The sequence below is a fragment of the Actinomycetospora chiangmaiensis DSM 45062 genome, from assembly GCF_000379625.1.
Taxonomy (GTDB): Bacteria; Actinomycetota; Actinomycetes; order Mycobacteriales; family Pseudonocardiaceae; genus Actinomycetospora; species Actinomycetospora chiangmaiensis.
The window spans coordinates 160,962-174,838 of sequence record NZ_KB903245.1; the positions used below are offsets into that span (position 1 = coordinate 160,962).

At 74.4% G+C, this 13,877-nt stretch carries 14 protein-coding genes; 6 read left to right on the forward strand and 8 right to left on the reverse strand.

The genetic code is table 11. The features are described from left to right. Nucleotides 1–19: 19 nt before the first annotated feature. The gene (locus A3CO_RS34235; RefSeq protein ID WP_157647836.1) at nt 20–703 is read left to right on the forward strand and encodes a hypothetical protein; all 684 of its coding nucleotides are present in this window, start codon (nt 20–22) and stop codon (nt 701–703) included. Between the two features lie 3 nt (nt 704–706). On the opposite strand, the gene A3CO_RS0124865 is transcribed toward A3CO_RS34235, so the two are convergent. From A3CO_RS0124865 to A3CO_RS0124885, 5 genes are all read right to left on the reverse strand, one after another. Beyond that, nucleotides 707–1,084 (reverse strand): hypothetical protein, encoded by a 378-nt coding sequence (locus tag A3CO_RS0124865; RefSeq protein WP_018334970.1) that lies wholly within the window; start codon nt 1,082–1,084, stop codon nt 707–709. A gap of 507 nt (nt 1,085–1,591) precedes the next feature. Then, complete coding sequence (locus A3CO_RS0124870) at nt 1,592–2,554, reverse strand: ABC transporter substrate-binding protein (RefSeq protein ID WP_018334971.1); 963 nt, start codon at nt 2,552–2,554, stop codon at nt 1,592–1,594. A 62-nt stretch (nt 2,555–2,616) separates the two neighbouring features. Then, nucleotides 2,617–3,477, reverse strand: coding sequence for an ABC transporter ATP-binding protein (locus A3CO_RS0124875; RefSeq protein WP_018334972.1), 861 nt, complete (start codon nt 3,475–3,477; stop codon nt 2,617–2,619). Continuing rightward, entirely contained in the window at nt 3,474–4,580 is a 1,107-nt protein-coding gene (locus tag A3CO_RS0124880) for a FecCD family ABC transporter permease (protein ID WP_018334973.1), read from the reverse strand. Before A3CO_RS0124880 ends, A3CO_RS0124875 begins: the two co-directional genes overlap by 4 nt. Next, entirely contained in the window at nt 4,577–5,623 is a 1,047-nt protein-coding gene (locus A3CO_RS0124885; RefSeq protein WP_018334974.1) for a FecCD family ABC transporter permease, read from the reverse strand. The genes A3CO_RS0124880 and A3CO_RS0124885 overlap by 4 nt, the downstream gene beginning before the upstream one ends. Nucleotides 5,624–5,698: 75 nt before the next feature. Between A3CO_RS0124885 and A3CO_RS0124890 the strand changes: the two genes are divergently transcribed. After that, on the forward strand, nt 5,699–6,487 hold the full coding sequence (locus A3CO_RS0124890; protein ID WP_033414959.1) for a class I SAM-dependent methyltransferase: 789 nt from the start codon (nt 5,699–5,701) through the stop codon (nt 6,485–6,487). Here the strand turns inward: A3CO_RS0124890 and A3CO_RS0124895 are convergent. After that, the gene (locus A3CO_RS0124895) at nt 6,438–6,644 is read right to left on the reverse strand and encodes a hypothetical protein (protein WP_018334976.1); all 207 of its coding nucleotides are present in this window, start codon (nt 6,642–6,644) and stop codon (nt 6,438–6,440) included. The two genes, A3CO_RS0124890 and A3CO_RS0124895, sit on opposite strands and share 50 nt — an antisense overlap. Before the next feature lie 124 nt (nt 6,645–6,768). On the opposite strand from A3CO_RS0124895, the gene A3CO_RS34240 reads away from it, so the two are divergent. Together A3CO_RS34240 and A3CO_RS0124905 are read left to right on the forward strand one after the other, a co-directional pair. Beyond that, nucleotides 6,769–8,277, forward strand: a complete 1,509-nt coding sequence (locus tag A3CO_RS34240) for a 1,4-alpha-glucan branching protein domain-containing protein (protein ID WP_018334977.1) — start codon at nt 6,769–6,771, stop codon at nt 8,275–8,277. After that, the gene (locus A3CO_RS0124905; protein WP_018334978.1) at nt 8,274–9,593 is read left to right on the forward strand and encodes a glycosyltransferase family 4 protein; all 1,320 of its coding nucleotides are present in this window, start codon (nt 8,274–8,276) and stop codon (nt 9,591–9,593) included. The genes A3CO_RS34240 and A3CO_RS0124905 overlap by 4 nt, the downstream gene beginning before the upstream one ends. Before the next feature lie 34 nt (nt 9,594–9,627). On the opposite strand, the gene A3CO_RS0124910 is transcribed toward A3CO_RS0124905, so the two are convergent. Further along, the gene (locus tag A3CO_RS0124910) at nt 9,628–10,341 is read right to left on the reverse strand and encodes an acyltransferase (protein WP_018334979.1); all 714 of its coding nucleotides are present in this window, start codon (nt 10,339–10,341) and stop codon (nt 9,628–9,630) included. Between the two features lie 29 nt (nt 10,342–10,370). Here A3CO_RS0124910 and A3CO_RS0124915 point away from each other — a divergent pair, with 29 nt between their 5' ends. Both A3CO_RS0124915 and A3CO_RS0124920 read left to right on the forward strand, forming a co-directional pair. Further along, nucleotides 10,371–11,246: a ribokinase gene (locus A3CO_RS0124915; protein ID WP_245561592.1), complete on the forward strand. Its 876-nt coding sequence runs from the start codon at nt 10,371–10,373 to the stop codon at nt 11,244–11,246. Continuing rightward, a complete protein-coding gene (locus tag A3CO_RS0124920; protein ID WP_018334981.1) occupies nt 11,243–12,190 on the forward strand; it encodes a nucleoside hydrolase in 948 nt (315 codons plus the stop codon). Before A3CO_RS0124915 ends, A3CO_RS0124920 begins: the two co-directional genes overlap by 4 nt. A 13-nt stretch (nt 12,191–12,203) precedes the next feature. On the opposite strand, the gene A3CO_RS0124925 is transcribed toward A3CO_RS0124920, so the two are convergent. Then, nucleotides 12,204–13,847, reverse strand: coding sequence for an MFS transporter (locus A3CO_RS0124925; protein ID WP_018334982.1), 1,644 nt, complete (start codon nt 13,845–13,847; stop codon nt 12,204–12,206). Between the last annotated feature and the right edge of the window lie 30 nt (nt 13,848–13,877).

Genomic DNA, 13,877 nt, shown 5'->3' on the forward strand with positions numbered 1-13,877 from the left:
TTCCCGTCCGGTTCCGTCCGTGACCTCTGTGCTCGACCGCGCTGTTCGCTTCCCGGGCGAACGTCTCGTCGACCTCGCGCGCACTGTGGAGGACATCGCTGGCGACCCGTTGTTCGCGATCCTGCTGGCCCGCCTGCGATACGCGCGCACCACGCTGCTCGAGGTGGCCGCGCGATCCTCCTGGCACAGCAACGGCTTCGCGAAGATCGTGCTGGATGCCGACGAGGATCCCCGCGGCCGCAAACTTCGGCTGCACGTCTGGCCCGAGACGGTAAGCGCTGCACCTCGCGGTGAGACCGACCCGCACGGCCACCGGTGGAACTTCGCGTCGACCGTTCTCGTCGGCACGGGCCTCGACGTCGTCGAGTGGGAGGTCGTCCCGGACGACGGTGAGCTCTTCGGGGGCTATGCCTATGACCCCCTCAGCGGCGAGCCACTCGTCGGAGGCATCGAGATGTGCCTGCGGGAGGGCACGCCGGTACTGCGGCCGCGCGGCGACGTCTACCTGTGCGGCACTGACATCGTGCACACGGTCGAACCCCGCGGGCGCGACGTGACGGCGAGCCTGGTCGTCCAGGGCCGGGTTACCCGGCAAGCGGCCTGGGTGTATCGCAAGGAACCGGCCGCGCCGTACCGCACCCCCCGACGGCTCACCCCTGACGAGGTGATCGACCTGGTCGGTCTCGTGGTCGACGCCCTCTGACGGCTACTCCGGCCGACGGTGCCGCCCGCCCGCCTCGCGGACGGGCTGGGACGCCATCGGGGGCGCCGGCAGCGCCAGCACCTCCCGGGCGGTGATCGCCTTCGGCGCGGGCGTCGGCACGCCGGCGCGCAGCAGACGCACCAGCGCCTCGTACCACTGCATGAGCACGGCCCAGGGCGTCGGCGCGGGTGGACGGGACTCGCGGCGGCGTCGGGTGACGGCCTCCCGGCAGGGCCGGCACACGTGCGCGGCGGTGGCACCGAGCGGCGCCGGGTCGACGACGACGCCGCACAGGCCCATCGGCGGCTCGCCGGTGCGATTGGCCTGCTCGAGCTCGGTCGCCATCACGGCGTGCTCGGTGCGGTCGGCGCAGGAGGTCATCGACAGCGGTCGGTCACCGGGCAGGGGCGGCGGCCACGCACCCCATGCGCCGGACGGCGCCTCGTCGACCGCTGGACGCGCTGCACGAACCACTCGGCGCGTCTCGGTCGTCATGTGTCCATTCTGCGGCCACTCGTCGCGGCCCGACGCCTGAGCCGTGCCGCCCGTGCGGGTGAACTTCGAACGACCTCCCGGCGACGTCCGACCACCCGACCGGTCGCCCGCCCGGACTGAAACTCGTCCGACCGCGCGGTCTGCGGACCGTCACGATCGGACACCACGCCTGGTCCGGCCGACGATGGACCATCAACGTTGAGCAGGCCAGCCCGCCCAACTCGCTGCTCGCGTCCCTCGTCGGAGACAGGGCCTCCCCCGCCTGGTGGCCGCAGAAGAGGACGGTGGCGGCCGTGATCGGTCCGCGGCGTGCCGCAGGGCGTCGGCCAGGACCGGGCGACCGGCACCCACGGGACCATCGCCGGGGTGCCGCTCGCTCGTCACGGGCACGTCCTAGCGCAGGGCCTGCGCGAGCGGCGGCACCATCGCGTCGATCGCGTACTGGAGCGACAGCGGGCTGCCGAAGCCGACGGCGCCGGCGAACACCGACGTCTCGCCGCCGAGGAACGCGACCTTGCCCTGTGCCACCACCGGCAGGGTGTCGAACGTCGGGACGGCCCGGGCCGTCGCCTCGTCGGCGCCGAACACGGCGAGCGCGTCCTTGTTCAGCTCGCCGAGCTGCTCGGCGGACAGCTCCTGGGTGGTCGGCGCGACCTGCATGCCGAGCCCCGTGAACGGCTGCGTCCGCAGGTCGTCGACGCCGAGCGAGTTGGTGGAGCCGTTGGCGGTGAGGTCGACCGCGACGGTCTTCCCGGCGAACTGCTGGTTGGCGTTCTTCGCGTCGGTGAATTTCTGCTCGACGCCTGCGATCACCTGGTCGGCCCGCGCGGTCTCCCCGAGGGCCTGCCCGGTGATCCGGGTCTGCTCCTGCCACGGCACGGCCACGCCGTCCTGCGGGTCGGCGATCGTCGGCGCGATGCGGGAGAGGGCGTCGTAGTCGGCCCGCTCCATGTAGGAGTAGACGCCGAGGATGAGGTCGGGCCGCAGCGACGCGACCTTCTCCACGTCGATCTGGTTGCCGCCGACGAGCTCGGGACGCTGCCCGCCGAGGGCCTGCTGCGCCCACGGGCGGTTCGCGGCGTCGAAGGAGCCGAGGAACTGGCGCTCGCCGACGGGCACGACGCCGAGCGCGAGGGCGAAGTCGACGTCGTTGTAGCCGACGGTGACGACCCGGACCGGCCTGGTCGGGATCGTCGTCGTCCCGAACTTGTGCGTGATCGTCACCGGGAAGCCGGGCGCGGCGGGGGCCGACGACGCGGCGGCGCCCGACTCCGCCCCACCACCGCAGGCGGACAGCACGAGGGCGGCGACGAGGCCGAGGAGGAGCGCCACGACGGGGCGGCGGCGAGGACTCATGGGGGCTCCGGACGAACGGCGATGGAAGTCAAAGGTGAGGCTTACCTAATCGGAGTCGAAGGTCAACTGTTCGAATCATCACGAACGCGGTGCCGCCGACCGATCGGCAGCACGAGCGGAGTGCCGGACACGGGGTCCGTGACGACCTTCGCCTCGAGGCCGAACACGTCGCGCATCGTCTGCTCGGTGAGGACGTCGGCCGGGGCGCCGGCACCGGCGATCCGGCCGTCCCGCATGGCGACGAGGCGGTCGGCGTAGCGGGCCGCGAGGTTGAGGTCGTGCAGCACCATCACCACCGTGCGGCCCCGCTCGCGGTGCAGCCGTTCGACGAGGTCGAGGACGTCGACCTGGTGCGCGAGGTCGAGGAACGTCGTCGGCTCGTCGAGCAGCAGCACGTCGGTGCCCTGCGCCAGCGCCATCGAGATCCACACCCGCTGCCGCTGGCCGCCGGAGAGCGTCTCGAGCGGCCGGTCGGCGAACTCGCTCGTCCCCGTCCAGGCGAGCGCCTCGGCGACCACGGCCTCGTCGTCGGGACCCCACTGCCGGAACCAGCGCTGGTGGGGGTGCCGGCCGCGCGCCACGAGGTCGGCGACGAGCAGTCCCTCGGGCGCCACCGGGTCCTGCGGGAGCACCCCGAGCACCGTCGCGACCTGCCGGGACGGCAGCCGGTCGATGCGCTCCCCGTCGAGCAGCACGTGCCCGTGCCGCGGGGCGAGCAGGCGGGCCATCGCCCGCAGCAGGGTCGACTTGCCGCAGCCGTTGGGCCCGATCACGGCGGTCACGGTGCCCTCGACGACGTCGAGGTCGAGGCCGCCGTCCGCGCCCACGACGAGCGTGTCGTCGTAGCCGACCTGCAGCCCCTCGGTGCGCAGCCGGGTCCGCCTCGCCTTCCCGACGGCGGGTGCGGTCAGGTCCGTGGTCACACGGTCCTCCTCCGAGTTGGGCGGACGAGCAGGTACAGCAGGTACGGGGCGCCGACGACGGTGACGACCCCGACGGGGACCGCCTCCCCCAGCACCGTGCGGGCGACGAGGTCGGCCGTCACCACCAGCAGCGCCCCGCCCAGCGCGGAACCCACCAGCGGTGGCCGGGAGCCCCCGGAGAGGCGCAGCAGGATCTGCGGGACGACGAGTGCGACGAAGCGGATGGGCCCGGCGCAGGCCGTCGCCACCGCAGCCAGCGCCACGGCCACGCCCACCACCCCGGCCCGGGCGCGGTCGACCCGCAGCCCCAGACCGCGGGCGGACTCGTCGCCCAGCTCGAGGGCGGCGAGGCGGAACGCGAGGACGAGCGCGAACGGCAGCCCGATGGCCACGACCAGAGCGGCCGGCACCACGTTCTCCCACGACCGGCTGGCCAGCGAGCCACGCAGCCAGGTGAGCACCTGGCCCGCCTGCTGCACGTTCGCCGACACCAGCAGATAGGTCGTCAGCGAGACCGCGGCGGAGCTGATCCCGACCCCGACGAGCAGCAGCCGGAACCCGTCGAGCCCCTTCCGGTAGGCGAGGGCGTGGACCAGGGCCGCGGCGACCAGCCCACCCGCGAGGGCCGCAATCGGCGTTCCGAACGGCGAGACCGCCAGGCCCGACACCCCGGCACCGCCGGCGAGGACGACGGACGCCACCGCGAAGAGGCTGGCGCCGTCGGTCACCCCCAGGATGTCCGGACTGGCCAGCGGGTTGCGGGCCACGGCCTGCGTGAGCGCGCCCGAGAGCCCCAGGGCGGCGCCGACGAACACCCCGGTCAGCGTCCGGGGCAGCCGCAGTTCGGTGACGATGTAGGCGTCGGCGGAGTCGCCCCCACCGAGCAGGATCCGCACGACCTCCGTGACCGGGATCGGGAAGTCCCCCCGGCCGAGGTTGACCGCGCACACGACGACGAGCAGCACCGCGGCGACGGCCGCCACCGCGGCCGCGCGCGGCCGCCACACGCCGGTGACGGGCCCGATGCGGAAGCCGCGGCGGGCCGTCGTCAGGACCGGTGGCCCGAGGGTCGGGCTCCGTCGTGCCGCGTCTCCCCCGCTCACAGGCGCGCCAGCTTCCGCCGCCGCACCAGCGCGATGAAGAACGGCGCCCCGACCACGGCCAGGACGATCCCGACCTGCAGCTCCCCCGGGCGGACCACCAGGCGGCCGATCACGTCGGCGAGCAGCACCGACGTCGCGCCGCCCAGGCCCGCGACGGGCAGCAACCACCGGTGGTCGGGCCCCGTGACGAAGCGCGCCATGTGCGGCGCGACCAGGCCGACGAAGGAGATCGGACCCGCGACCGCCACCGCAGAGCCTGCGAGCAGCGTGATCGCGGCGATCCCGAGCGCCCGGGCCCGCCCGACGTGGTGGCCCAGCCCGCGGGCGGTGTCCTCGCCGAGCGCGAGCACGTCGAGCCCGGGGGCGTTGGCCGCCGCGAGCACCAGCCCGGCCAGCACGAACGGGGCGATCTGCAGGGAGGCCGCGGCGTCCTTGTCGTCGAGAGCGCCGGCGGACCAGAAGCGGTAGGCGTCGAGGGAGGACGTGTCGCGCAGGACCAGCGCGGACGTGACGGCGATGAGCAGCTCGCTGACGGCAACACCCGCGAGGGCCAGGGTGACCGGGGTCGGTCCGCCCGCCCGACTGCCGCCCAGCGACGCCAGGCCGAACACGAGCGCACTCGCCAGGGCCGCGCCGGCGAAGCCGAACCCGACCGTGCCGTACAGGCTCGTGATGCCGAGGAACTGGATCGCGACGACGAGCAGGAACCCCGCCCCGGCGCTGACCCCGAGCAGGCCGGGGTCGGCGAGCGGGTTGCGGGTGTGGCCCTGCATCAGCGCGCCGGCGACCCCGAGGGCGATCCCGACGAGGGCCCCGAGCAGCGTCCGCGGCACCCGGAGGTCCCGCACGATCGCGACCGACTGGTCGGTCCCGGTGCCGGTGAGCCCCGCCCACACCTGCGCCGGGTCCAGCAGGGCCGCCCCGACCATGATCGACAGCACCCCCGCGACGAGGAGGGCCACGACGGCGATCCCGACGACGAGTGCGGGCCGGCGGGTCCGGGGGGAACGGGTCCCGGCCGGTCGGTCGGCGAGCGCGGTCATGGGCCCCTCCCTCGACTGAGGCCAGGCAAACCTAACTCACGCCCCGATCGCCGGTCGCACCGCGTCGTCGCGAGGATGTCCCCCGTGATCGAGACCCTGCCGCTGACCGGCGAGCGCACCGTCCCCGGCATCCCGGCGGAGAACTACTGGTTCCGCCGGCACGAGGCGGTGTACCTCGCGCTCGTCGACGACTGCCGCGACGCCGTGGTGCTCGAGGCCGGGGTCGGCGAGGGGTACGGGGCGGCCCTGCTGTCGGACGTCGCGCAGCGTGTCGTCGGGCTGGAACTGGAGGCGGTCACGGCGAGTCACGTGCGGCGCCGCTACGGGCTCGACGTGGTCCGCGCCGACCTGCAGCGCCTCCCCCTGCCCGACGCCTCGGTCGACGTCGTGGTGAACCTCCAGGTCATCGAGCACCTGTGGGACCAGCCCGGGTTCCTGCGCGAGTGCGCCCGCGTGCTGCGTCCGGGCGGCCGGCTGCACTGCTCCACGCCCAACCGCCTGACCTTCTCCCCCGGCAACGCGCTCGACGACCGCCCGCTCAACCCCTTCCACACCCGCGAGCTCGCCGCCGCGGACCTCACGGCGATGCTTCCCGACGCCGGGTTCGGTGCGGTCGAGGTGCGCGGGCTCCACCACGGCCCTCGGCTGGTCGAGCGCGACGCACGGCACGGCGGGTCGCTCGTCGAGGCGCAGATCGCGCTGGCCCTGTCCGGCGCCCCGTGGCCCGCGGACCTGCAGGCCGACGTCGAGGCCGTCACCGTCGACGAGTTCGAGCTGCGCAGCGACGACGTCGACGCCTCGCTCGACCTCGTGGTCAGCGCGGTACGGCCGGGGTCTTCTTCTCCCACAGCTCGCCGCCGGTGAGCACGTAGACGAACGGCACCACGGGCACCAGGGCCAGGACGCCCCAGACGATCTTCGCGGTGCCGCTGAGCTCGGGCCGCACGACGAGGTTCAGCCACACCAGGATCACCGCGACCGGGTGCAGGAAGCAGACGAGCAGTTCGGCGATCTTCTTCATGGCGCGCTCCTCGGCAGCAGGGCGGCCCCGGCTCGACCGCGGTCGTGCGACCGTACCGTCGACACCGGAGGACGAACGCCGACTACCGCTGGGTAACGTGCGGGTCCCGGTGCGAAGGAGGCCGATGGAGGAGGGCACGTTCTGCCTGGTCCTGCACTCCCACCTGCCCTGGCTCGCCCGGCACGGGTCGTGGCCGGTCGGTGAGGACTGGCTCTACCAGGCGTGGGCGCACTCCTATCTGCCCGTGGTCGACGTGCTGCACCGGCTGGCCGAGCAGGGGCACCGCGACGTCCTCACCCTCGGCGTCACGCCCGTCCTCGCCGCACAGCTCGACCACCCGTACACGCTGCGTGCGATGCACTCCTGGCTCGCCGACTGGCAGCTCCGCGCCCACGCCGCCCACGCGCGGCTCCCGCAGGTGGCCGCGCGCGAGCACCGGGTCGCTGCCGCGGCACTGGAGACCTTCGAGCACACCTGGCGCCACGGCGGCTCGCCGGTGTTCCGGTCCCTCACCGACGCGGGTGTGGTCGAGCTCCTCGGCGGCCCGGTCACGCACCCGTTCGGTCCGTTGCTGCCCGGCCGGGTCCGGCGATTCCTGCTCGACGGCGGGCTGCGCGACACCGTCCGGCGGCTCGGCTCCCGCCCGCAGGGCATCTGGGCCCCGGAGTGCGGCTACGCGCCGGGGATGGAGCGCGAGTACGCCGCGGCCGGGGTGCAGCGCTTCCTCGTCGACGGCCCCGCCCTGCGCGGCGACACCGCGGCCGCGCACCCGGTCGACGGCTCGGACGTCGTCGCGTTCGGCCGCGACCTCGACGTCACCTACCGCGTCTGGTCGCCGCGGGCCGGCTACCCGGGTGGCCCCGACTACCGCGACTTCCACACCTTCGACCACGGCTCGGGCTTCAAGCCCTACCGCGTCACCGGGAAGCGGGTCGCCGAGAAGGCACCCTACGAGCCCGACCGGGCCGCGCTCGCCGTCGGGAAGGACGCGCGGGACTTCGTCGACACCGTCGTGGCCCGGCTGCGGGAACTGCGCGCACGGCGGGGCCGGCCGGGCCTCGTCGTCGCGGCGTACGACACCGAGCTGTTCGGGCACTGGTGGCACGAGGGCCCGGCGTGGCTGGAGCAGGTGCTGACGCTGCTTCCCGACGCCGGGGTGCGCGTCACCACCCTGCGGGGCGCGGTCGAGGCCGGGCACGTCGAGGAACCGGTGGTGCTCCCGCCGTCCTCGTGGGGCTCGGGCAAGGACTGGCGGGTGTGGGACGGCGCCGCGGTGGCCGACATGGTCGCCGACAACACCGGTGTCGCGACCCGGCTGCTCGCCGCGGTCGACGGCGTACCGCGGTCGACCGGACGGGACGCCACGCTCGACGCGCTGGCCGTGCAGGCGGCGCTGGCGCTGTCGAGCGACTGGGCGTTCATGGTCACGAAGGACTCGGCCGCGCACTACGCCCGACGCCGGGCCGCGGAGCACCGCGACCGGGTCCGCGAGCTGACCGACCTCCTGCCCGCCGGGCGGCACGAGGAGGCCGCCGCACGGGCGGCGACGTTCGCGGCGCAGGACGACCTGTTCGGTCACCTCGACGCGCGGCACCTGATGCCGGTCCGCTCCCGGGTGCTGGTCGACGCATGACCGCCTCCCCGCCGGCCCCGACCAGGATCCTGCTGGTCTCCTGGGAGTACCCGCCCGTGGTGGTCGGTGGGCTCGGGCGCCACGTCGGTGCGCTCGCGACGCACCTCGCCGCGCAGGGCCACGACGTCGTCGTGCTCACCCGCCAGCCCACGGGCACCGACGCCGCGACCCACCCGACCACCGACACCGTCGTCGACGGCGTGCGCGTGCTCCGGGTCGCCGAGGACCCGCCGCACCTGGAGTTCTTCCGGGACCTCGTGGCGTGGACGCTCGCGATGAACCACGCCCTGGTCCGCACGGCCACGGCGCTGCTGCGGGAGTGGCGGCCCGAGGTGGTCCACGCCCACGACTGGCTCGTCGCCCACGCCGCGATCACCCTGCGCGAGCTGGCCGACGTCCCGCTGGTCGCGACGATCCACGCCACCGAGGCCGGTCGGCACGGCGGGTGGCTCTCGCAGCCGCTCAACCAGCAGGTCCACAGCGTGGAGTGGTGGCTCGCGAACGCGGCCGACGCGGTGGTCACCTGCTCGCACGCGATGCGCACCGAGGTCGCCGACCTGTTCGACGTCGACCCCGTGGGGATCACCGTGCTCCACAACGGGATCGACGCGTCGGCGTGGGGCCCTTCCGTGCAAGCAATGCGTCACTCCTTGCACTCAACGCCAGAAACGCCACACCGTCGCGGCGCCCACACCCTCGTCACGTTCGGACGGCTCGAGTGGGAGAAGGGCATCCAGGACGTGATCGCCGCCCTCCCCGCGATCCGGCGGGCCCACCCCGGGACGCGGCTGATGATCGCGGGCTCCGGCTCGCACGCCGCGTGGCTGTCCGCGCGCGCCCGCGAGGCCCGGGTCCGGCGCGCGGTCGTCATGCTCGGCCACGTCGACGACGTGTCGCTCACGCGGCTGCTCGGGTCGGCGTCGGCCGTCGTCCTACCGTCGCGCTATGAGCCGTTCGGCATCGTGGCGCTCGAGGCGGCGGCCGCGGGCGCGCCCCTGGTGGCGTCGAGGGCCGGCGGGCTCGGCGAAGTGGTGCTCGACGGTGTCACCGGGCTGTCGTTCGACCCGGGCGACGTCGCGGGCTGCGCCGCCGCGGTCATCGCGGCGCTCGACGACCCCGAGGCTTCCCGACGACGGGCCGCCACGGCCCGGGAGCGCCTCGACACCGACTTCGCCTGGCCCACCATCGCAGCCGACACCGCCGCGCTCTACCGCGCCACCCGTCGTCGGGACGCGGTGCCCCTCGAGCGGCCGAAGATCCCCGGCGGGAACGTCTTCGGCCGGACCCAGGGCTCGAGCGGTCCCTCAGCGGGCTGATCCCCACCGCGTCGGCCCGCCGAGGGTCCGCTCGTCACTCCCGGGCCGCGTCCGCCGCGGCACGGGCGGTCTTGCGAGCGATATCAGCGAGGGCGGCGCGCTCGGCGGCCGCCGCCTCGTAGTCGGCCACCCGGTCCCGGACGACCCGCGCGGGCGCCCCGACCGCCACCGCGTGGTCCGGAATGATCCCCTTCACGACGGCGTGCGCCCCGAGCACGCAGCCACGGCCCACGGTGGTGCCGCGCAGGATCGTCACCTTCGTGCCGACCCAGGTCTCCGGCCCGACCCGGACGGGGGTCTTGACGATGCCCTGGTCCTTGATCGGGCGGTGGATGTCCTCGTAGCGGTGGTCGAAGTCGCAGACGTAGATCCAGTCGGCGAGCAGCGTCGCGTCCCCGAACTCGACGTCGAGGTACGCGTTGATCGTGTTGTCGGCCCCGAACACGGCCTTGTCGCCGATACGCAGCGAGCCCTCGTGGCAGCGGACCTTCGTGCGGTCGCCGATGTGCGTGAACCGCCCGATCTCCAGGCGCCCGAGCCCGGGCCGGCACTCCAGCGACACGTCCTTGCCGAGGAACACCATGCCCTTGAGCACGATGTGCGGCTGCCGCATCCGCACCCGCAGGATCCGCCAGTAGCGCACGAGGTACCACGGCGTCCACGCGCGGTGGCGCACGATCCAGCGCAGCGACGCCAGCGAGACGAGGCGTGCCTGGTCCGGGTCCTTCCGTGTCGCCCAACTGCCCACCCGCGAGAGGGTACGGCGAGGATGTGCCGGTGACCTCGGTGACCGGGAGACGAAGCGCAGCGGAGCTCGACGTGGTGGTCGTCGGCAGCGTGAACCTCGACCTCGTCGCCCGCGTGGAACGTCTGCCCTCCCCCGGCGAGACGCTCACGGCGCACGGCGTCACGCGCCACCCCGGCGGCAAGGGCGCCAACCAGGCGCTCGCCTGCGCCCGGCTCGGTGCGACGGTGCGACTGGTCGGCGCCGTCGGCTCCGACCCGCTGGCCGACGAGGCCCTGGCGCTGTTGCGCGACGGCGGGGTCGACCTGTCCGCCGTGCGCGAGGTCGACGCCCCGACCGGCACGGCGCTGATCCAGGTCGACGACCACGGCGACACCACGATCGTCATCGACACGGGCGCGAACGGATTCGTGACGACGGGTGACCTGGCGGCCGACCTCGTCCTGACGGTCCTCGAGGTCCCCGACGAGGCCGTCGCCGCCGCGATGGCCGCCTCCGGGTTCACCGTCCTCAACGCGGCCCCGGCCCGCGCCGTGGACGAGGCCGTGCTGCGAACCGTGGATCTGCTGAGCGTCAACGACGACGAGCACGCGACCCTCGGCCGGACCGCGGACCTCGACGCGCTCCCGGCCGTCGTCGTGACCCGCGGGGCGTCGGGGGCGACGCTGTACCGCCACGGCCGCGAGGCCGCCTCCGCCGAGCCGCCGCCCGTCGACGCGGTCGACGGCACCGCCGCCGGCGACGCCTTCACCGCGGCCCTCGCCCTCGCGCTCGTCGAGGGCCGTCCCGACGACGAGGCGCTGACGCGGGCCTGTGCGGTCGGGGCCCTCACCGCCACCCGCGCCGGCGCCCAACCCGCCCTGCCCACGCGCCCCGACCTCGACGCCTTCCTGGAGGGCCACGCATGACCCCGCTGATCATCGACACCGACCCCGGCGTCGACGACGCGTTCGCCCTCGCCGTCGCCTCCCGCGCCCCCGAGGTCGACCTGCTCGCCGTCACCACGGTGCACGGCAACGTCGGCGTGGAGCAGACCACCGAGAACGCCCGCCGGCTGCTCGGGACGTTCGGGCGGCCGGACGTGCCGGTCGGCCGCGGCGCCGACCGCCCCCTGGTGCACCTGCTCGACCGCCGCTCCGACGACGTCCACGGCGGCGACGGGCTCGGGGGGAGGGCCGGGGACTTCGGTCCCCCGGTCGACGAGTCCCCGTTGCGGGCCGTCGCCCTCATGGCGTCCGTCCTGGAGCAGGCGACCGAACCCGTGACGATCGCGGCGATCGGCCCGTACACGAACATCGCGACGCTGCTCTCGGCCCGCCCGGACCTGGAGCACAAGATCGGCCGGTTCGTCCTCATGGGCGGCTCGATCGCGTTCGGGGGCAACGTCACCGCGGCCGCCGAGTTCAACGTGTGGGGCGACCCGGAGGCGGCCCGGCGGGTCCTCGCCGGGTCCGTCGTCCCGACGACGCTCGTCCCGCTCGACCTCACGATGCGGATCACGCTCTCCGACGCCTGGCTCGACGACCTCGCGCAGGCCTCCCCGCTCGGCGCCGCCCTGTCCTCGACCCGCGAGGCGTACCTGGCGGCCTACTCCGCGCGGTTCGGCACGCCCGCGATCCCGGTGCACGACGCCGTCGCCGTGCTCGAGGCGATCGCGCCGGGAACCGTGCGGACCATGGCGATGCCGGTCGACGTCGACACCTCGTCCGGTCCCGGACGGGGCGCGACGATCGGCGACATGCGCGGCGCCGAGGCCGTCGCGCTCGGGCGCCCGGTGGACGTGGCCCTCGACGCCGACGCCACGTTCGTGCGGGCGGAGCTGCGGCGGCGGCTGTGCGCGGAGCGCTCGTGAGCACTCATTGGGCCTATAGCCCCACTTTCTGCTCACCTGCCGGAGGCACGCCCTCGTCGGTGATGTTCGGTCGCTGCGACGTCCCGCCGAGCGCGACCACGGCGAGGACGGCGGCGACGAGCGCCGCGATCCCGCACACCACGTACCCGACGGCGTAGGCGTCGCCGAGGGCGTCGAAGGCGAGGCTGTGCAGGGGTCCGGGCACGCTGACCTGACCGAGCGGGCCCGACTCGATCGCCCCGGCCACCGCGCGTGGCGCGTGGGCGACGTACTGCTCGACCTGCGCCTCCAGCGACGGGTCCGCCTGCCGGCCGGCGGCGATCACCGAGGCCGCCCGGGAGAGCGCGATCGCCCCGATGATCGCGGGGCCGAGGGTGAATCCAAAGTCGCGCAGCTGGCTCGTCGTGCCGGAGGCCATGCCGGCGAGGTGGCCGGGCACCGTGTTCACCGCCACCGCCGTGACCCCGGAGAGCGCGAACGCGAACCCGATCCCGCACAGCGCGAGCGGGGCGACGACCGGGAGGAGCGACAGGTCGGAGACCGGCAGGAGCGACATCCAGACGTCGCCGACGCCGATCAGCGCGAACCCGCCCCCGAGTGCCAGCCGCGGGTCGAACCGGTCGATCATCCGGGCGGTCAGGGGCATGAGGACGAGTGCGAAGCCCTGCAGCAGGACGAACGCCACCGCGGTCTGGAGCGGGCTGAGGTCCTGCACCGCGGACAGCCGGATGCTCGTCGCGTAGGCGGTGCCGAGGAAGGCGAACATCCCGAGCACGGTCACCACGGAGTTCACCGAGAAGGCCCGTGTGCTGAACAGGTCGAGTCGCAGCAGCGGGGCGGGCGACCGGCGCTCGGCGAGGACGAACAGCACGAGGAACACCGCCGCGACCACGAAGCCGCCGATGATCGTGGGGTCGGAGAACCCCGTGGTCGATCCCTGGATGACGGCGAAGAGCAGCGCGAACAGGGCGATGGCGATCGTCGCCTGGCCGCCCCAGTCCAGCGAACGTCCCTCGGGCGACGACGAGTTCTGCGCGGCCGTGCCGATCAGGGCGCTCGCCACCGCCAGGATGCCGACCGCGACGAAGGCCCAGCGCCACGACGCCTCCGGGGACGCGCCCCACGGGAGTCGGGTCACGAGCCCGCCGAGCAACGGGGACACGAACCCGCCCGACGACAGGCCCGCCGCCCAGATCGCGATGCCCTTCGCGCGGCTGCGGACGTCGTGCGTCCCCGCGGCGACCATCGCGAGCGTCGTCGGGAACAGCACCGCGGCCCCGATGCCGGCGAGGGCCTGGCCGGTCCACAGGGTGGCGATCGCCGCGGTGCCGCCGGCGGGCGTGAGCACGCTGAGGAACTCGCCGAGCGCGAGGAGCACGCTGCCCCCGATGAGGAGCCGCTTGCGGCCGAACAGGTCGCCGAGCACCCCGAAGGTCAGCTCGAGCAGGGTCACCGGCACCAGGAAGGCGTCGGAGATCCAGGTCAGCTGCGACGAGGTGGTGTGCAGATCCTGCTGGAAGAGCCCGTTGAGCACGGCCGGGATCGCGAGCCCCACCTGCGCCACGAGCACCGCGAAGGTGGTCGCCACGCGGGTGCCGGTCGTGAGGTGCGGCGTGTGGACGGCGGCCGGGGTCGGCGCGTCGACGGAGGCGGTCATCGGCGGTCCCTGCACTCGGAGTGAATGGTG

Excerpts from the sequence above, each read along its gene's own strand:
- A3CO_RS0124925 (WP_018334982.1), bottom strand. The coding sequence starts at position 13,847 with ATGACCGCCTCCGTCGACGCGCCGACCCCGGCCGCCGTCCACACGCCG.
- A3CO_RS0124885 (WP_018334974.1), bottom strand. The coding sequence starts at position 5,623 with ATGACCGCGCTCGCCGACCGACCGGCCGGGACCCGTTCCCCCCGGACC.
- A3CO_RS0124905 (WP_018334978.1), top strand. The coding sequence starts at position 8,274 with ATGACCGCCTCCCCGCCGGCCCCGACCAGGATCCTGCTGGTCTCCTGG.
- A3CO_RS0124890 (WP_033414959.1), top strand. The coding sequence starts at position 5,699 with ATGTCCCCCGTGATCGAGACCCTGCCGCTGACCGGCGAGCGCACCGTC.
- A3CO_RS0124895 (WP_018334976.1), bottom strand. The coding sequence starts at position 6,644 with ATGAAGAAGATCGCCGAACTGCTCGTCTGCTTCCTGCACCCGGTCGCG.
- A3CO_RS0124865 (WP_018334970.1), bottom strand. The coding sequence starts at position 1,084 with ATGACCTCCTGCGCCGACCGCACCGAGCACGCCGTGATGGCGACCGAG.
- A3CO_RS0124920 (WP_018334981.1), top strand. The coding sequence starts at position 11,243 with ATGACCCCGCTGATCATCGACACCGACCCCGGCGTCGACGACGCGTTC.
- A3CO_RS0124870 (WP_018334971.1), bottom strand. The coding sequence starts at position 2,554 with ATGAGTCCTCGCCGCCGCCCCGTCGTGGCGCTCCTCCTCGGCCTCGTC.
- A3CO_RS34240 (WP_018334977.1), top strand. The coding sequence starts at position 6,769 with ATGGAGGAGGGCACGTTCTGCCTGGTCCTGCACTCCCACCTGCCCTGG.